The organism is Pseudodesulfovibrio sp. JC047, assembly GCF_010468615.1.
Classification (GTDB): domain Bacteria; phylum Desulfobacterota; class Desulfovibrionia; order Desulfovibrionales; family Desulfovibrionaceae; genus Pseudodesulfovibrio.
On record NZ_WUEH01000006.1, the window covers coordinates 45,689 to 62,824 of the forward strand.

Annotated in this window: 16 protein-coding genes; 9 read left to right on the plus strand and 7 right to left on the minus strand. The window is 54.1% G+C overall.

Annotation, left to right across the window (positions count from 1 at the left end):
* Nucleotides 1-379 precede the first annotated feature (379 nt).
* Nucleotides 380-1,549 carry an aminoacetone oxidase family FAD-binding enzyme gene (locus GO013_RS05275; protein ID WP_163809016.1) on the plus strand — a complete coding sequence of 390 codons (1,170 nt, stop codon included), beginning with the start codon at nt 380-382 and terminating at the stop codon, nt 1,547-1,549.
* Between the two features lie 65 nt (nt 1,550-1,614).
* Here GO013_RS05275 and rdgB read toward each other — a convergent pair whose 3' ends face one another.
* Together rdgB and GO013_RS05285 are read right to left on the minus strand one after the other, a co-directional pair.
* Entirely contained in the window at nt 1,615-2,223 is a 609-nt protein-coding gene (gene rdgB / locus GO013_RS05280; RefSeq protein ID WP_163809017.1) for an RdgB/HAM1 family non-canonical purine NTP pyrophosphatase, read from the minus strand.
* 80 nt (nt 2,224-2,303) lie between these two features.
* The gene (locus tag GO013_RS05285) at nt 2,304-3,785 is read right to left on the minus strand and encodes an ATP-binding protein (protein WP_239057755.1); all 1,482 of its coding nucleotides are present in this window, start codon (nt 3,783-3,785) and stop codon (nt 2,304-2,306) included.
* A gap of 97 nt (nt 3,786-3,882) precedes the next feature.
* Here GO013_RS05285 and rimO point away from each other — a divergent pair, with 97 nt between their 5' ends.
* Nucleotides 3,883-5,211, plus strand: a complete 1,329-nt coding sequence (gene rimO, locus GO013_RS05290) for a 30S ribosomal protein S12 methylthiotransferase RimO (protein WP_163809018.1) — start codon at nt 3,883-3,885, stop codon at nt 5,209-5,211.
* A gap of 145 nt (nt 5,212-5,356) precedes the next feature.
* Here the strand turns inward: rimO and GO013_RS05295 are convergent, their stop codons facing one another.
* A complete protein-coding gene (locus tag GO013_RS05295) occupies nt 5,357-5,821 on the minus strand; it encodes a hypothetical protein (RefSeq protein ID WP_163809019.1) in 465 nt (154 codons plus the stop codon).
* Between the two features lie 276 nt (nt 5,822-6,097).
* Here GO013_RS05295 and GO013_RS05300 point away from each other — a divergent pair, with 276 nt between their 5' ends.
* From GO013_RS05300 to serS, 4 genes are all read left to right on the plus strand, one after another.
* On the plus strand, nt 6,098-6,538 hold the full coding sequence (locus tag GO013_RS05300) for a universal stress protein (protein WP_163809020.1): 441 nt from the start codon (nt 6,098-6,100) through the stop codon (nt 6,536-6,538).
* Between the two features lie 78 nt (nt 6,539-6,616).
* Entirely contained in the window at nt 6,617-7,717 is a 1,101-nt protein-coding gene (hisC, locus tag GO013_RS05305; RefSeq protein ID WP_163809021.1) for a histidinol-phosphate transaminase, read from the plus strand.
* The gene (cmk, locus tag GO013_RS05310) at nt 7,710-8,369 is read left to right on the plus strand and encodes a (d)CMP kinase (protein WP_163809022.1); all 660 of its coding nucleotides are present in this window, start codon (nt 7,710-7,712) and stop codon (nt 8,367-8,369) included. Before hisC ends, cmk begins: the two co-directional genes overlap by 8 nt.
* Nucleotides 8,370-8,400: 31 nt before the next feature.
* On the plus strand, nt 8,401-9,678 hold the full coding sequence (gene serS, locus GO013_RS05315) for a serine--tRNA ligase (protein WP_163809023.1): 1,278 nt from the start codon (nt 8,401-8,403) through the stop codon (nt 9,676-9,678).
* An 80-nt stretch (nt 9,679-9,758) separates the two neighbouring features.
* On the opposite strand, the gene GO013_RS05320 is transcribed toward serS, so the two are convergent.
* From GO013_RS05320 to GO013_RS05330, 3 genes are read right to left on the minus strand one after another with little or no spacing between them, the layout of a single operon-like run.
* Nucleotides 9,759-10,490: an adenosylcobinamide-GDP ribazoletransferase gene (locus GO013_RS05320; RefSeq protein WP_163809024.1), complete on the minus strand. Its 732-nt coding sequence runs from the start codon at nt 10,488-10,490 to the stop codon at nt 9,759-9,761.
* 2 nt (nt 10,491-10,492) lie between these two features.
* Entirely contained in the window at nt 10,493-11,311 is an 819-nt protein-coding gene (locus GO013_RS05325) for an SAM-dependent chlorinase/fluorinase (RefSeq protein ID WP_163809025.1), read from the minus strand.
* 3 nt (nt 11,312-11,314) lie between these two features.
* Complete coding sequence (locus GO013_RS05330) at nt 11,315-12,190, minus strand: YitT family protein (RefSeq protein ID WP_163809026.1); 876 nt, start codon at nt 12,188-12,190, stop codon at nt 11,315-11,317.
* A 159-nt stretch (nt 12,191-12,349) separates the two neighbouring features.
* Between GO013_RS05330 and GO013_RS05335 the strand changes: the two genes are divergently transcribed.
* The 3 genes from GO013_RS05335 to lepB all read left to right on the plus strand — a co-directional run bounded on the left by GO013_RS05335 (nt 12,350) and on the right by lepB (nt 15,949).
* Nucleotides 12,350-12,841, plus strand: coding sequence for a PocR ligand-binding domain-containing protein (locus GO013_RS05335; protein ID WP_163809027.1), 492 nt, complete (start codon nt 12,350-12,352; stop codon nt 12,839-12,841).
* Between the two features lie 534 nt (nt 12,842-13,375).
* On the plus strand, nt 13,376-15,181 hold the full coding sequence (gene lepA, locus GO013_RS05340; RefSeq protein ID WP_163809028.1) for a translation elongation factor 4: 1,806 nt from the start codon (nt 13,376-13,378) through the stop codon (nt 15,179-15,181).
* 147 nt (nt 15,182-15,328) lie between these two features.
* A complete protein-coding gene (gene lepB / locus GO013_RS05345) occupies nt 15,329-15,949 on the plus strand; it encodes a signal peptidase I (protein ID WP_163809029.1) in 621 nt (206 codons plus the stop codon).
* 106 nt (nt 15,950-16,055) lie between these two features.
* On the opposite strand, the gene GO013_RS17515 is transcribed toward lepB, so the two are convergent.
* Nucleotides 16,056-17,081 (minus strand): D-alanyl-lipoteichoic acid biosynthesis protein DltD, encoded by a 1,026-nt coding sequence (locus GO013_RS17515; RefSeq protein ID WP_163809030.1) that lies wholly within the window; start codon nt 17,079-17,081, stop codon nt 16,056-16,058.
* Nucleotides 17,082-17,136 lie beyond the last annotated feature (55 nt).

Here is a 17,136-nt window from a genome sequence, read left to right on the forward strand (position 1 = left end):
CGGCATCCAGAACTTTTTGGCGCGCCTTCGGCGAGGTCCCACGACATTCATTGAGTGGGATTGAAGAAGGGGGAGGGATATGAAAGAGGGGATGGGGCAAGAAATACGATGGTTTTGCAAAAAGAAGACGTTTGAAATTTTTTTATAGAGCCTCTAAAAAATGCAATTTTTAACAACGTCCTCCCAAGGGCTGCACGAACGCGGATGTCGACAGCTTCGAGCGAAGCGAGCGACAAAAAGTTTAGAGAGTCCAGAGAACCTTTTCAAAGGTTCTTTGGTCGTCGAAGACGCCACCCCGGCGAGGGGTCGCCGAAGGCATAAAAGAACGCGTCCCCGGGGGAGGCTTGCTTCTCGGGGCGGTCTGCCGTAGAAGCGGTGCATGACACACACTGACGTACTTATTCTTGGGGCCGGGGCATCTGGTTTGTATTGTGCCATGACAGCTGTGGCGCGTGGTTTGGGGGTTGTTGTTTTGGACCATGGTGCCAAGGCGGCTCGCAAGGTTCGCGTTTCGGGTGGTGGCAAATGCAACTTCACGAATTTGCAGGTGACTCATGCCAACTATATTTGTGGCAATCCGCATTTCGTGAAATCGGCTGTTGCGCGTCTTTCGCCATGGGACGTGGTGTCGTTGTTGGCGGAAGAGGGCATCTCGTATGAAGAGCGGGAGCATGGCCAGCTTTTTACGGATCAGGGAGCTGGTAAGGTCGCGGGATCGCTGTTGACGCGATGCACGCGTGCCGGAGTGGATGTCCGGTTGGGCAGTGCGATTCAGGACGTTTCAGGGACTGGACCGTTTTCCGTGACGACAGATGATGATGTGGTGACGGCAGATGCCTTGGTGATCGCCTTGGGTGGACCTTCGTGGCCCCAGGTCGGGGCGACGGATCTGGGCTTTCGGCTGGCAAAACAGTTCGGGTTGCGTGTTGTTGCGCCACATCCGGGACTGGTCCCACTGGTCTTTCCGAAACATCTTCAGGGATTTTGTCGTGAAATGGCTGGCAATGCGCTGGAGGCCACGGTGAGCGTTGACGGTGTTCAGTTCACTGACCCGTTGCTGTTTACGCATAAGGGAGTTTCTGGGCCAGCGACATTGCAGGCATCGTCATACTGGCGACCGGGGCAATCCGTGACGATCGATTTTTTGCCGGGTCATTCCGTGGAAACGCTTGTGGAAGACCACCGGCGTTCGAATATCCAATTTCGGAATATGCTTGGCCATGTGCTTCCCAAACGACTGCCCGGCCTGTTGGTGTCGGGAGAACTCGGGGAAACATCCGTGAGCCAGCTTTCCTTGAAACAGATCGAGGCCGCATCGAACCGGATTCATCGGTTCACCGTGGTTCCGGCATCGACCGAAGGGTATGGCAAGGCCGAGGTGTGCGTGGGCGGTGTCGATACCGATCAGATTTCGTCAAAAACGATGGAATGTACTTCGGTTCCGGGTCTGTACGTGATCGGTGAAGCCCTGGATGTGACCGGCCATCTTGGCGGGTTCAATCTGCATTGGGCCTTTGCATCCGGCGCGGCCTGCGGATCAAATATCTGACACGACACAAGGGCGCGCCTTGATGGCAGGCGACTGGCTCAAGTGAGTGCGTGGGGTAAAAACGGTTAAGCTTGGGCTTTTTTCCAGAATTCCGGCCAGAGAGCGAGCAGCTTTTGCATGGCCGTGCCCCGATGGGATCGAGCGTTTTTGGTGGCGGCGTCCAATTCGGCGACATGGCAACCGAGTTCCGGGTCGATCACGATGACGTCGTATCCGAATCCTCCGTCACCTTTGTATCCGTGTCCAACCTGAATCTCGTAGGCACCGTCGGTGTGGATTTCCGTGCCGTTGGGCGCGGTGGCGGCCATGACGCATCGATATCGGCCAGTGCGCTTCTCCTCAGGAATATCTTTCATCTCGGCCAGCATCTTTTCGTTGTTGGCGTGATCGTCACATGCTTCTCCGGCATACCGGGCGGAATAGACGCCGGGGCGACCGTCCAAGGCATCGATTTCAATGCCTGAATCGTCGGCAACGGCAATGAGTCCGGTCTTTTGGGAAACAGTCCGGGCCTTGATGAACGCATTTTCGAGAAAGGTGTCGCCGGTTTCAGGGATATCGCCGATCTCCGGGAATTCGGACAGGCTCTTCACCTCGACGCCGAACGGTTTCAGCATGGCGGAGAGTTCCTTGATTTTACCGGCGTTGTTGGTCGCGAGAACGATGGTGTCCATGGCTGATCCCTTGTGTGGCTGACGGTTGAACGGTGCGGCGCATTTTGAAGAATGGACCTCAGAACAGTGTGTGGAGTGGTTTACCCGGAGTTGTCGTCTTCTGCAACCGCCAGAATGGGTGGGAGTTGCAAGGTGAGTTTGGTCCCGACCTTTTCCACGGAAATCAAGTCCACCTGCCCACCTATTTCATTGATAATTTTTTGCGTTTGGGCCAACCCCAGTCCGGCTCCCTTGTCCCGCGTGGAAAAGAACGGGTTGAAAATCTTTTCGCGGATGTCCAGCGGTATGCCTTCGCCGGTGTCTTCGACAGTAAGCACGGCGTGGTCCTGATTCATGGATGTGGTCACAAAGAGCTTGCCGCCGTCATGCATGGCTTCGAGGGCATTTTTGACCAGATTGATGAGACATTGCTTGATGAGGTCAGGATTGGCCTTGACCTTGGCCATGGACGGATCAAGATTCACCTGCAAAGTCACGTTCTGGTTGGCGCATGGCAGACTCATGACATTCATGGTGGTCTGCACCAACTCATTGAGGTCCACTTCCCGGACTTCGGCGGCGGTTGGTCGGGTGAAATTGAGCAGGCTCTTGAGAATTTTGTCCAGACGCTTGGATTCATCGAGAATGATGCCCAATTTTTCGCGGGCCTTTTCGTCCATTGCCGGATTGCGCATCAGGGAGTTGGCGAACCCGCTGATCGAAAAGAGGGGGTTGCGGATTTCATGGGCCATGTAAGTGGACAATTCGCCGATGGAGGCCAGTTTCTCCGCTTGCTGGAGTCGATTTTCCATGGATGTTCGCAGGGTGATATCCCGTCTGGATGCCACCACGTGGTTGACGGTTCCGTCTTCGTCGAAAATCGGGGTGATGTAGACGCGGAAGTAATGAACCCGACCATCCTTGTCCACCTGGCTGGTCATGGCTTCGGCCGGGGCCTTGGTGCTCATGGCGCGTTCGAACGGGTCGGGGGTGAATTCACATTCGCCGTTGCTGGAGTCCGTGAATATTTCGCAATAGGACCGGCCTAGTAGATCCTGTTTGGGCAAGGCGAGCCGTTTGACGACCACCTGATTCATGCCGACCACTGCTCCGGTGTGGTCCAGAAACAGGACTTCCTGATCGATCTGGTCGATGATGGTCTTGAGCATGTTCTGGGTGTGGAGCAGATCGAGTTTACAGGCCACCCAGACCTTGTCGGATGTCAGGAGATTGATGAAGAAACTGGCCGCGTTGCGTTCGACAAGGGTGATGCTTGGCGGGAGGTAGTTGCGAAGTTCGTGGACCAGGCCCGGACGACCTGTCGCCTCGATAATCATGTTGATTTCTGGGTGCTGGTCCAGCATGGTTTTGTACCCTGCATAGGTAGGGATGCTTCGACCGGAATCGTCGGCTTCGGGCAGGACTGTTTCGCCTGGAAGGGCGGCAGCGACCACACCGATTTCCTTGAGGGCCTCGTCGTTGCTCTGGTCCTTGAACATTTGCCAGAACGTCAGAAGGGCTGGAATATCGCCGATAACGCCTATGACATGGCGCCTGTGGTGTATCTGTGAAGTCTCTTGCAATTTGACCTCCTCACCGTACCTGTGCACACTTGCCCGAACCGATTTGAATTTCAGTTTTATACTATCGTATTTGTAGAGCCAGATCAAAGGAAATGAAATGTCACAACCATCTGACAAGAAAGTCAATGTGTATACAATAAGTCTGGGATGTCCCAAAAATCGTGTGGATACCGAGCGGCTTCTCGGCACGTTGGGATCAGCCATGACCCCTGTGGAATCGGTCGCCGAGGCCGATCTTGTCCTCATCAATACCTGTGGTTTCATCCAACCCGCTACCGAAGAATCCGTGACAACGATTCTGGACGCGGTCCGGGAGATTGCCGAGGTGTCCGGGGAAACCGGGAAAAAACCGCTGCTGTGCGTGGCGGGGTGTCTGGTGTCTCGATATGGTCAGGATTTGAAGACCGAATTGCCTGAAGTGGACTTGTGGCTGACGACCGAGGAAATTCACCTGTGGCCGGCCATGGCTGCCAAGGCGTTGGATGTGCCCGTGGACCGAGAGACGCCGCGCAATGTTTCGACCAGCCCGGCATATGCCTATTTGAAAGTGTCTGAAGGGTGTTCGCATAACTGTCGATTCTGTACCATCCCGTCCATTCGCGGCCCACACAAAAGCTGGCCGGTGGAGTTTCTGGTTGATGAGGCCACCCAGCTTGCCGAATCCGTGCCGGAACTCATCGTGGTGGGACAGGATTCCACGGCCTACGGTTCGGATCTCGGACCCGGGCATGACATCCAGACTTTGATTCGTGGAGTGGCAGCCATTCCCAAGCTTGAATGGTTGCGCATCATGTACTTGTATCCGGCCGGGCTGACCGAATCCCTGCTTTCGGTGCTCAAGGAACATGTCCCACCGTTCTTGCCGTATTTCGATATTCCATTGCAACACGCGCACCCGGATGTGCTCGCGTCAATGGGACGTCCGTTTGCCAGGAATCCGGAGAAAGTGATTGATCGGGTCCGGTCCGTTTTTCCGGATGCGGCCCTGCGCACGACCTTTATCGTGGGCTACCCCGGTGAGACCGATGCCCACTTCGAGCGGTTGATGGAGTTTGTGCGCACCACCCGGTTCCATCATCTTGGTGTGTTTCCCTATTGGCCGGAGGACGGAACGCCTGCCGCAGCCATGGACAATCAGGTGCCGGACGAGATCAAGATGGCCCGTCGGGACGCACTTATGGAACTTCAGGCCGGAATCAGTGAAGATATTCTTTCGCAGTATGTGGGGGAAACCCTGCCGGTCCTCATTGAACGTCCTTCGGATGAATGGCCCGGATTGTATGAAGGTCGAACCTGGTTTCAGGCCCCGGACGTGGATGGCATCACCTATGTCAGTGCGCCGCCAGATGTGGATATCCCCCTCGGGACCATTGTGGATGTGGAAATAGAGAAGGCGGATACCTATGACCTGTCAGGGTTGATCTAGTTCGATACGGTGCCTTGAAAAGGAATCTTTTGGGCATCGTTGTCAGATTTGAGGAGAACGGCGTGTTCAGGACCGGGAAACGGTTTTTCGGGGCACAGACTGAAAACAGGCCACCATGTGTTGGTGGCCTGTTTTTGTGTGATGACTACACGTAGTCGCCTCGGTTGAATTTGAACTGTTCGGTCGCCGTCAGTGTCTCCAATTCATCGACAATGGACTTGAGTCCTGGGGCGAGTTCGGTCTGACCGTTCTTGAGTGCGGCCACGTCTCCGGCGATTTCGTCAAGGGCGGAGTAGGCGGACTTGAGTCCTCCTTCCGGGCCTGCGAGTGTCGCTGTATACTGTTCCCATTTGTCGAGAATGGATTCCACTTTTCCGGTCACATGCGTGGCTGTATCGGGCGTCGGTTGGACAGCCCCGACAGACCCCGCTGCAATCAGGGGATTCATGATTGGAGGCGGCGCAGCCCCCTGCGTTTTTGCAGGAGAATCTTCCCGAGCCACTTCCTGGTTGAGAATATCCCCGAAGGCGTTTCCGGTCTGGTGTACCTTGTCCTTCCGTTGCGTTTGCTCCGGGCGGACACCCTCGATCTGATCAGGACGGATCATCATGGTTTTACTCCTATCCTGTGGTTTGCTTGAGAAATTGCAATAATCCTGCCAAGAGGCTTAACTTGATAAGCTGTTGAAAAATAGTATCTTTTTAAGAGAATGACCCGGCAAAAATTGCCACATGCCCGATCTTGTCACGTCATGACGATATCAAGTATAAAGAAGAAGAAAAAGGTTGTCTATTCGAGCGTGGAGAGGCATAAAAACAATAGGAAAAAACCCGTTCTTTCATGAAAGTCTTGAGCGGGGAATGGAAATACAGCAAGGAGGAAAACCATGGCTGACGTCAAGAAGATTTTGTGTGCAGTGGACTTTTCCGATTATAGCCCGATGGTTGCCGAGTATGCGAGCATGATCGCCAGATGCTCGGATGCACAGGTGGTGGTGTTGTATGTGGCCCCGTCTTTGAGCCAATATGTGGGGTTCCATGTTCCACCGAGTTCCATTGAAAGCTTTGTCGGAGAGATCGTGACCGGTGCCGAGGATACCATGAACACCTTTGTCGCCGAGAATTTCAATGATTTGAAGGTGGAAGGCCGGGTTGTTACCGGGTATCCCGCCGAGGAAATTTTGACTCTTTCCGAGGCCGAAGACATTGATATGGTGGTGATGGGAACCCATGGGCGCAAGGGAATTGATCGTATCCTGTTCGGCTCGGTGGCCGAAAAGGTGGTCAAGAATTCCGCAGCTCCCGTGTTGACCGTGCGGCCGGACTAGAACCCTTTACTGACGAGCATAAAATATATACAAGGAACGGCTTCGGCCGTTCTTTTTTTTATTTGAGATGAGGGAAATATGAGAGATTTTACCGTCCGTCCGGAAATCAGGGATTTTGCTCCGTATGTACCGGGGCTGACCATTGAGCAGATTCAGGAGAAGTATGGCCTTGATACGGTCATCAAGCTCGCCAGCAATGAAAATCCGCTGGGGACATCTCCGGTGGTGCAGAAGACCATTGCCGCACACGCGGCTCGTGCTTTTCGGTATCCGCAGAATCATTCGCCCCGTTTGGTCAAGGCCATTGCCCGGACAGCGGGGGTCGCCGAGGAATCCATTCTCGTGGGCAACGGATCGGACGAGATCATCGACATGTTGTTCCGCATGAAGGGGATTCCCGGGCAGTCCAATGTGGTGTGCTACGGCAATTCCTTTGCCATGTACCGGATGTGTGCCAAACTCACGGGGCTGGAATATCGTGAAGTCCCGCGCGGTGACGATTTCGAGTTGCCCTTGGCTGCCATGGCCGAGGCAGCGGATGAAAACACGGCCATGGTCATCGTGACCAGCCCGGATAATCCCACGGGACTGACCGCCACGGTGGATGATCTGTCCGTGTTGGCGGGCGTTTTGCCAAAGGATTGCCTGCTGGTGGTGGACGAGGCGTATATCGAATTCGCCTGGCCGCCCGAATCATATTCCCCGGTGCAGGCCTTTGACCGGTTCGAGAATATGGTCGTCCTGCGGACATTTTCCAAGGCCTATGGTCTGGCCGGATTGCGTGTGGGATATGGTATTTTGCCTCCTTCGCTGGCTGCGGTGATGCAAAACGCCCGGATTCCGTTTACGGTCAACCTGCTGGCCGAAGAAGCCGCTCTGGCCGCGCTGGATGACGAGGTCTTTTTTCATGAGACCCTGCAACTTGTGCTTCGTGGTCGAGAATATTTCACGAAGGAATTGACCCGACTTGGGTGCAAGGTCTGGCCGAGTCAGTCGAATTTTGTCATGTTCGAGCCAGTCAAACCCGCGCAGGCCGTGTTCAAGGCACTGCTGGGCAAGGGCATCATCGTGCGGCCATTGGCCAGTTTCGGCATGGGCAAATGCATTCGTGTGAATGTGGGAACCGATGCGGAAAATACGACGTTCATCACGGTACTGGAGGACATTCTGCATGGATAATCCTTTGATCGTCACTATTGATGGTCCTGCCGGTGTGGGCAAATCCACCATGGCCAAACAGTTGGCCCGGCATCTCTCCATTCCCTATCTCGACACCGGTGCCATGTTTCGGGCTATTGCCTGGACCCTTGGAGCGGGTGCCTGGGAGTGGGATACGGCGCAGATACAGGCTCGACTGGACGAGATGCATTTCGGGTTGTCCGGCATTGGCGAGGACTCGGTCCTGAGCCTGAATTCGGTCCCCATCGGTGAGGAAATACGGACCGAAGAAGTGGGCATGTGGGCGTCGAATTTCGCGACATTGCCTGTGGTTCGGACGTTCTTGAAGGCAGCCCAGCAGGAATTGGGCACCCGGTTTTCTTTGGTGGCGGAAGGGCGAGACATGGGAACCGTGATTTTCCCCGACGCACCATACAAGTTTTTTTTGGACGCCTCCGTGGAGGAACGAGCCAACCGTCGGTACAGGCAGCTCAAGGAAATGGGTGCCCCCGCCGATTTGGTCGTGTTGACGGAGCAGATCGCCAAACGGGATCACCAGGATCGCAATCGTGCCGTGGCCCCGCTTGTGGCCGCACAGAGTGCCGTGACGATCGATACGACGACAATGGACAAGACACAGGTTCTCGCCGCCTTGAAAGACGGCGTGGCCTGAGATATCACGGGGAGCGAACGAGGAGTGACCCATGCTTGATTTGAAGATGATGCAGAAGAACCCCGAGCGTGTTCGGGAGAGCTTGAAGAAACGTGGTTCAAAGATAGATGTTCAGGAATTTATCGACCTTGATACCCGACGTCGGGCGTTGATCGCCGAGGTCGAGTCGCTCAAGGCGGAGAAGAATTCGGTCGGCCCGGAGATTGCCAAGCGCAAGAAGGCCGGTGAAGATGCGTCCGATCTGCTCAAGAAGATGGGTGACGTGTCCGCTCGGACCAAGGAATTGGACAAGGAACTCACCGAGGTTCAGGCCGCTCAGACCGCGTGGATGATGGCCGTTCCCAACATTCCGCACGAATCCGTGCCCGTGGGCGCGTCCGAAGATGACAATCCTGTGGTCCGGTATTGGGGTGAAACGCCGACGTTTGATTTTACGCCCAAGGAACATTGGGAACTCGGCACTGAATTGGGTGGACTCGACTTTGAATGTGCGGCCAAGTTGGCTGGTTCCCGGTTTTCCATCAGTTTCGGCTGGTGCGCCCGGTTGGAACGCGCACTGGCTCAGTTGATGTTGAATACTCAGACCGAACAGCATGGGTACACCGAGGTGTTGCCGCCGTTCATCGTGAACAAGGCGACCATGACCGGCACCGGCCAGTTGCCCAAGTTCGAGGAAGACCTGTTCAAGCTGACCGACGATCGGGAATTATACCTGATTCCCACGGCCGAGGTCCCGCTGACCAATATTTATGCCGGTGAAGTCATTGATGAAGAACAGCTTCCCATTAAGGTCTGTGCCCAGACTCCGTGTTTCCGGTCCGAGGCCGGTTCCTATGGCAAGGATACGAAAGGCCTGATTCGACAGCATCAGTTCTACAAGGTGGAGATGGTCAATTTCTCGCACCCGGACACGTCATTTGAGGCACTCGAAGACATGACCGGTGCAGCGGAGAAGATTCTCCAGTTGCTCGAAATTCCGTATCGGGTCATCGAGTTGTGTACTGCTGATCTTGGATTCGGCGCGACCAAGACCTATGACATCGAAGTCTGGCTGCCGGGTCAGAACGCATATCGCGAGATTTCTTCCTGTTCCAACTGCGGCGACTTTCAGGGCCGTCGGGCAAACATCAAGTTCCAGCCCAAGGATTCCAAGAAGAAACAGTTCGTTCACACCTTGAACGGTTCCGGGCTTGCCGTGGGACGGTGCCTGGTCGCTGTGCTGGAAAACTACCAGCAGGCCGACGGGTCCATCGTGATTCCCGATGTCCTCAAGCCCTACATGGGCGGATTGGAGATCGTGAAGGCGTAGTTTCCTTTTCAATCTGACATAAAAAAGGCCGGGAACGTGGATGCGTTCCCGGCCTTTTATTTTTTAGATTTGGATGATCGTTACATGACGAGGACGAATCCTAGTCCCGCAGCGATTTCACCCACCATGGTCGCGCATCCGAGAAAGTCGCCATTGGCACCGCCAACCTTGACGGCCAGCCGGTAGATGGGAATCAGCATGAGCGAGACGATGACGGTTCCGGCCACGGTGGTGACGAGTCCGGTCAGCAATAGCCCGAGAATGAAGGCAAATCCGGCGGCGAACAGGGCCGTGCCGAGTGTGGCGCCGTCAATATACAGTTTGCCCAGACCTGGTCTGGTCAGATGACGGACATGGTATCCGAGCCAGACCGATGCGGCCCGTCCAAGAATGAAGGTCCACAGAATCGCCCCATATGCTTTGACGGATGCCATTTCGTGAATCAGGAGCACCTGTCCCAGAATGAGCATGATGAGACCGATGATGCCAAAGGCCCCGGCCCGACTGTCTTTGATGACTTCCCAGAATCGAGTCGGATTGGTGTGGGTGGTGACTGCGTCGCACACGTCCGACAGTCCGTCGTAGTGCAGTCCTCGGGTGATGAAGATGTTGAGCAGCACCATGAGCCAGGCCTGAATCCACGGGGTTTTGCCAAACAGTCCGAGCCAGAATGGCAGGACAATGACTGCGCCGATCAGCAGACCGACAGGAGGCATGAATTTCATACATTGGTTCATGGCTTTTTCCGGGATGACGCGCGCAGGGGCGAGTCGTGTCAGAAAACCGAGGGTGTCGATAAAGGTACGGAACATGGTCAATCCTCCCATGTAAGATCTATTGCGTCGCCCATGGACAGGCCAAATCGTTTGGCGGCAGATCGTTGGTTGACGGCGATTTCGAGAAAGCCCTGACTGCCTTCCAGTAGTCCGGGTGCGCCTTCGGGCATGTCGGCGTATGTCGTGACATAGGCCAATTCGCCTCCGGCGGGAGATATCATGTGGACGGTTTGGGGCGAGCCGAGGCAGCCCGCTTCAAGGTTGAGGACGCAGTTGCCGAATCGGTCGATATGCAGCACATGGCCCTGCGCCTGTCCCGGGGAAAGGGTCGGATGACTCCAGGCTCGCGAAAGCAGGCTGGCGGGATCGATTTCCTGTCCCAGGTCGCCGGGTGATCCGCCGAGAGCCAGCCATGCGACCAGTGGGGCGAAGATGTCTCGTCCGTGAAAGGTGTGCGACACTTTCTTGGGTGCGGCCTTGGCCCGAGAAAGATCAAATGCACGCACATCGGTCCAAGTGTGTGTCATGGCCAGTGAAAGCAGCCCGTTGTCCGGGGCGACCAGCAGTCTGTCATCGATCTGGACGCAGACAATCCGTCGATCCGTGCCCACACCGGGATCGACCACGGCTAGTATGACGGCATCGTCCGGGAAATGTTCGTAACTTGCTGCCAGGAAAAAACCGGCCTGTGCCACGTTGAAGGGCTCGACGTCGTGCGAGATGTCCACCACCTGACACGCCGGGGCTTTCTTGGCGATGACGCCTTTGAGTTGGCCGACATACGGATCGGTCAGACCGAAGTCGGTAATCAGGCCGATACTGCGAAGGTTGGCATTATTAGGATGGGTGGAGAACATTATTTAATACACCTTTCTTGACGAAAACCCCTGTCCTTGAACGTGAAAACCGGACCCCATGATGAAAAATGCGTCTGGGTCAATGGAGTAGACCAGTCCCTCCAGTTCCTTGAGCTGTATTGAAGAGATCATGGTCAACAGAACTTTTTTGGGATCGCCCGTGTATCCGCCCGTTCCATCGAGGATCGTGACGCCTCGGTCGAGATCATTGAGGATGGCCGCGTTGATGGCGGCCACGTGGTCGGAGACAATGAGGATCATTTTTCGTTCCGAGAACATGCCCAGAACATATTCGATGCCGAACGCAATGACAAATGTCATGATAATGGAATAGAGCACTATGTCTATCGAAAGGAAGAGAAATCCGCCCAGGAAACCGATCATGTTAAACCAGAATTCAAATGCCCCGAGGGACATGTTGAATTTTTCCTTGCAGATCACAGCGAGAATATCAGACCCGCCGGTGGATCCCAAAGAACGCAGTGCCACGCCCACGCCCGCACCCATGATGCCGCCGCCTGTGATGACGGCCAGCCAGATGTCGTTGAAGTGCAGCGTCCACGGGATGATATCGATGAACACCGATGAAATGACCATGCCGTACAGCGAGTAGAAAAAGAAACGTTTGCTGACAAAGACCCATCCCAGCACAAAGACCGGCAGGTTGAGCAGGAAATACCATTGTCCGGTGGAAAGCCCCTCAAAAGCGTAATAGCAGAGCAGGGCGATGCCGGACATGCCGCCGGTCAGCAGTCCATGTGGGACCGCAATGGACTTGACGGAAAATGCCACAAGGAATGAACCGAACGTGAGCAGAGCGAGATTCCAGGGAATCCCGAAGGTCATGCCGCGCAATGTTTGTTTGAAATCATACTTCATACTGTGTCTCCGCCCATGCTTCTAGCCGGTTTTGAAGCTGCTGAAAACCAAAATCGTGTTGCGAACGGGTGTCATTACGGACTTGCACGACTGCGTAAATGGGAGTAAATCGATCAGTCCGTCTTGGACGGAATATCATTCACAGCAAGGAAGGCCTGTATGAATTTGACGGACCTCATCGGAAAAGATGATCTCATCGCTTTGCAGAATGAACTGCGTGATGCCTTTGGTTTGAATGCTGACATCATGGATGCCGAAGGGAAAAAAGTGGTTGGACACACCTGGGGGAACGAACTTTGTTCCACCATTCGTGACGATGCCAAAGGTTTCGGTTCTATCTGCGCGCCAGCCGGGCAGATGTTTCACCATGTGTTGAGCACAACCAAAGAACCCATTGCCGAATTTTGTGACGGCGGTATGATGCGGGTGGCTGTGCCGGTCCTGCACGACGGAGAGTACATCGGCGCCGTGGGCGGCTGTGGACTTGCCCCCGACGATGACGAGGTGGATACCTTCACCATCGGCATGATGAGCGATCTCGATGAAGCCGTTCTTACAGAAAAAGCCAAGACCGTCGCTGTCGGTTCTCAAGATAAAATAAAAGAAATTCAATCATATATCACTCGACGGGTCGAAGAGCTTATCGGGTAGTGTCGATACTTTTCCCGGGCTTTGCCCGGACCCACCAGAGAACCTTTGAAAAGGTTCTCTGGACTCTCTAAACTTTGTGTCGCGAGCTTCGTTCGAAGCTGTCGGCAGCGTGAGTTCGTGCGGCTCTTGGGAGAGCGTTGTAAAAAAATGTATTTTTTACAGACTTTTTTATGAATTGTACAACGTGTGTATTCTGATAGATACTCTTATTCCTTTTATTTTCCCCTCTTTCCCACTTCTTCAATCTCACGCAACGGATGTCGTGGGACCTCGCCGAAGGCGCGACAAAAAGTTCTGGAAGGGAGTCCAGAGGGGAACCTCTTCCAAGAGGTTCCCCTCTGGCCGTCGGAGACATCCCACGCCACCCCGGCGAGGGGTCGCCGAAGGCATTCGTCAACTGCTCTGATTGGGTATTGGCTGGCCCATATATATTAGACAAGGCCCTTCAAATCCTTTACAAGACTGTTCCGAAACGCCGTCAACCACGGGTCTTTGTGTGTGGGCGGCATAAAAAGCGTTCCCCTAAAAGGCATTATGAGCAAAATAGATAAGATTAGAAATTTCAGTATCATCGCCCATATCGATCATGGGAAATCCACGTTGGCGGACCGGATTCTCGAGTTGACAGGTATGGTTGGCGATCGCGAGAAAAAAGACCAGTACCTTGATAAAATGGAACTGGAACGCGAACGCGGAATCACCATCAAGGCGCAGACCGTGCGGATTCCGTATACGGATACGGACGGCGAAAAGTATATTTTGAACCTCATTGATACACCTGGGCACGTTGATTTCAGTTATGAAGTGTCGCGGTCCTTGTCGGCTTGTGAAGGGGCTTTGCTGGTGGTTGATTCCACGCAGGGCGTCGAGGCGCAGACGTTGGCCAACGTGTATCTTGCCATGGACAATGATCTTGAAGTGATTCCGGTGCTGAACAAGATCGATTTGCCCAGCGCGGACCCGGACGCGATCAGTCATGAGATCGAAGAGGTGATCGGGCTGGATTGTTCCAATCCGATCATGGTTTCGGCCAAGACGGGAAAGAACGTGCAGGAAGTCATCGATGCCGTTATCAATTTGCTGCCTTCGCCTCAGGGAGACCCGGACGCTCCGCTCAAGGCGTTGATTTTCGATTCCTGGTACGATTCGTATCAAGGGGTTGTCGTGCTGTTCAGAATTCTCGACGGCACGTTGAAAAAGGGCGATACAATCAAGATTTTTTCCACGGGCAAGGAATTTGAGGTGACCCGGGTGGGTGCGTTCATGCCTGAAGCCGTGGATATCAAGGCCATGGGACCCGGCGAGGTCGGATTCCTGTGTGCGTCAATGAAGGAGCTTGGCGATGCGCCGGTTGGCGATACCATCACCAAGGCGGAAAATCCTGTTGGGGAACCCTATCCCGGGTTCAAGCCGGTCAAACCCATGGTTTTTTCCGGTCTGTATCCGGTGGAACCGGCTGAATATGAAACGCTCAAGGCCGCACTGGAAAAATTGCAGCTCAATGACGCGGCGTTCAGCTATGAGCCGGAAACCTCGCAGGCTTTGGGATTCGGGTTCAGATGTGGATTCCTCGGGCTGCTGCATATCGAGATCATTCAGGAACGGCTGGAACGGGAGTTTGAGGCCAAGCTCATCACCACGGCCCCGTCCGTTATCTATGAAGTGGCGGATATTCATGGCGAGATCATGAGTATCGATAATCCATCCAAGTTGCCTGATCCGTCAAAAATTGGCGGTATCCGTGAACCGTTCGTGCGGCTTGAAGTCCATGTGCCCAATGAATATGTGGGTGCGGTTTTGGCGTTGTGCGAGGAAAAACGGGGCATTCAGAAGAATATGGCGTACCTGACGGAAAAACGGGTGGTCATCACCTATGAAATGCCATTCGCCGAAGTCATGTACGATTTCTTTGACAAGCTCAAATCGTCCACCAAAGGATATGCGAGCCTGGATTACGAGATTATTGATTATCGGGAGGCCGATCTGGTTCGTCTCGATATTCTCATCAATGGCGACCCGGTGGATGCGTTTTCCTGCATCGTGCATCGCGAGAACGCGGCCCGGATTGGTCGGTCATTGGCCTTGAAGTTGAAACGATCGATTCCTCGGCAGATGTTTGAGGTGGTCATTCAGGCCGCCATCGGGAACAAGATTGTCGCCAAGGAACGCAATGCACCGTTTCGCAAGGACGTCACTGCCAAATGCTACGGCGGCGATATTACGCGGAAGCGCAAATTGCTTGAGAAACAGAAAGAGGGAAAGAAACGGATGCGCCGCATGGGCAACGTTGAAATCCCGCAGGAAGCATTCCTTTCCGTTCTCAAGTCAGATGACGATTAATGGCTTGCGGATCAGCCGAGATGGTTGTATCCCGTCGGTCTTTTTACATGAAAGAATGCCTTTGCTGATGGAAGTGCCCAATGGGCCACGGTGTCACGCGCCGTTTTTTTACGATTTTTAGACGTCTCAAAAATTGGAATAATCACCATGACTCAAAGTTCTCTGAAATCTTTTCGCGATACCCTTGAGGCCATTGTCGTGGCCTTGTTGCTTGCGTTGTTTATTCGTACTTTTATTGTTCAGGCATTCAAGATCCCGTCCGGCTCCATGCTGCAAACCTTGCAGATTGGTGACCACCTGCTGGTGACCAAATTTGCCTACGATGTCCGGCTGCCATCCAATCTCTGGCTTGAAACCGCAGACGGCAAGGTGCTGGCCTCGGTCGGTGATCCCGAACGCGGCGATATCATTGTTTTCAAATTCCCCGAGGATGAATCCAAGGACTTTATCAAACGAGTGATCGGTTTGCCCGGCGAGACCCTCGAAGTGCGGAACAAGGTCGTGTATATCAATGGCCAACCGCTTGACGAGCCGTATACCCAACACATCAAGACGTCCCGAGTCCCGATTCGGGATGATTTCGGTCCGTATACCGTGCCGGAGGGACAGTATTTTGTCATGGGTGACAACCGGGAAGGCTCGTATGATTCCAGATGGTGGGGACCGGTGAAACGCGAGAAGATCGTGGGCAAGGCCCTGGTCATCTATTGGTCCTGGGGATCATTGACCGATATCCGTTTCAATCGGATCGGGACTTTGTTCAACTAGCGTTGAATTTACACAAAAAAAGTAAAGGCCACCTGTCATGGGTGGCCTTTTTGTGTGTGGTTGACGGGAAAAATGCGGCTGGCAGGACGCTGCCGAGCCGTCGAGGTCAGAGATTGTCCATGAATGCACGGACATCCTGACTGAACAGGCGGCTGCCATATCGGTTCAGATGGGTGGGGTCGCCATACGCGGTGTCCGGGTACTGGTTTTTCAAGGCATCCAAGACTGGAACATCATATGTTTTTGAAAGTTCTGACACCATTGCATAAAAAGCGGTTGCTTGTGTGGGCGATATCCCTGCGATGTAGGAATCATGCATGGGCATGATGAGAAAAATCGGACGGATGGCCTTTTCGTGAAGAAATGCCAGCATGGCGTTCAATGTGCTGACATTTCGTTTCTGGCTGGCCGGGTACACCTTGTTTGATCTGCTGTGTGCGCTGGCCGGTGCATTTCGGACCATGGTTGGCGTGATGGTCTGCGAAAAAGAGTCTCTGACCTTGGTGTTCAGGTCGTGGTGAAAAATGTCGGCGTAGGCACTGGCCGTGATATTCGGGGAGTCGAGAAAGGAATAGATGTGACTGGTGTCGATACCCGGACGTTTGGCCGCTTCATAATCAAAGATGTAATGATACAGGGTGATGAAAACCGCGTCGATGCGGCTGGCCGAAAGCCGGTGAACAGCTTCGCGAACCAGCGCGTAATCTGTCGCCAGGTCCTGACTGCTCAAGGCGAGATTGAGCATTTCGTGGTCGAACACGTCCGCATTGAACCCGTTGAACGCATATGAATTCCCGGTGATGAGAATGGTCTGGCCGGATTGCCGTTGCGCGTGTTCCAGCTCAAGCAGCAAGCTCAATGTGAAGTCGATGACTCTGGTGGGATCAAGGGCCTTTTCCCGGAGCAGTTGGGAGGTGATGTCCAATGCCCAGCTGGATGCGATGAAGATGGCTGCCGGGGCGGAGTCAAGTATGTCGGGAAGGCCGTGTACGGGATGTCCGCACAGGTGCGTGTCCTGTTTTTGGGGATCGTTGTCGATGAATCCGGCCAGTTTGACGTGGGGTCTCAACGCGTGCATGTGCGCTCTGCCGTTTCCCCCGGCTCCCCATAAGTAGATGGATTTTGTCTGCACGTGACAACTCGTGTTTTGTTGTATGAATTGATGTTCCGTTCTATGTATAAAATGA

What these genes read in the sequence shown, in the direction of transcription:
- rimO (WP_163809018.1), top strand. Translation starts at nt 3,883, where the DNA reads ATGTCACAACCATCTGACAAGAAAGTCAATGTGTATACAATAAGTCTG.
- lepA (WP_163809028.1), top strand. Translation starts at nt 13,376, where the DNA reads ATGAGCAAAATAGATAAGATTAGAAATTTCAGTATCATCGCCCATATC.
- GO013_RS05300 (WP_163809020.1), top strand. Translation starts at nt 6,098, where the DNA reads ATGGCTGACGTCAAGAAGATTTTGTGTGCAGTGGACTTTTCCGATTAT.
- lepB (WP_163809029.1), top strand. Translation starts at nt 15,329, where the DNA reads ATGACTCAAAGTTCTCTGAAATCTTTTCGCGATACCCTTGAGGCCATT.
- GO013_RS05295 (WP_163809019.1), bottom strand. Translation starts at nt 5,821, where the DNA reads ATGATGATCCGTCCTGATCAGATCGAGGGTGTCCGCCCGGAGCAAACG.
- hisC (WP_163809021.1), top strand. Translation starts at nt 6,617, where the DNA reads ATGAGAGATTTTACCGTCCGTCCGGAAATCAGGGATTTTGCTCCGTAT.
- GO013_RS05320 (WP_163809024.1), bottom strand. Translation starts at nt 10,490, where the DNA reads ATGTTCCGTACCTTTATCGACACCCTCGGTTTTCTGACACGACTCGCC.
- GO013_RS05325 (WP_163809025.1), bottom strand. Translation starts at nt 11,311, where the DNA reads ATGTTCTCCACCCATCCTAATAATGCCAACCTTCGCAGTATCGGCCTG.
- GO013_RS05330 (WP_163809026.1), bottom strand. Translation starts at nt 12,190, where the DNA reads ATGAAGTATGATTTCAAACAAACATTGCGCGGCATGACCTTCGGGATT.
- serS (WP_163809023.1), top strand. Translation starts at nt 8,401, where the DNA reads ATGCTTGATTTGAAGATGATGCAGAAGAACCCCGAGCGTGTTCGGGAG.
- rdgB (WP_163809017.1), bottom strand. Translation starts at nt 2,223, where the DNA reads ATGGACACCATCGTTCTCGCGACCAACAACGCCGGTAAAATCAAGGAA.
- cmk (WP_163809022.1), top strand. Translation starts at nt 7,710, where the DNA reads ATGGATAATCCTTTGATCGTCACTATTGATGGTCCTGCCGGTGTGGGC.
- GO013_RS05335 (WP_163809027.1), top strand. Translation starts at nt 12,350, where the DNA reads ATGAATTTGACGGACCTCATCGGAAAAGATGATCTCATCGCTTTGCAG.
- GO013_RS05275 (WP_163809016.1), top strand. Translation starts at nt 380, where the DNA reads ATGACACACACTGACGTACTTATTCTTGGGGCCGGGGCATCTGGTTTG.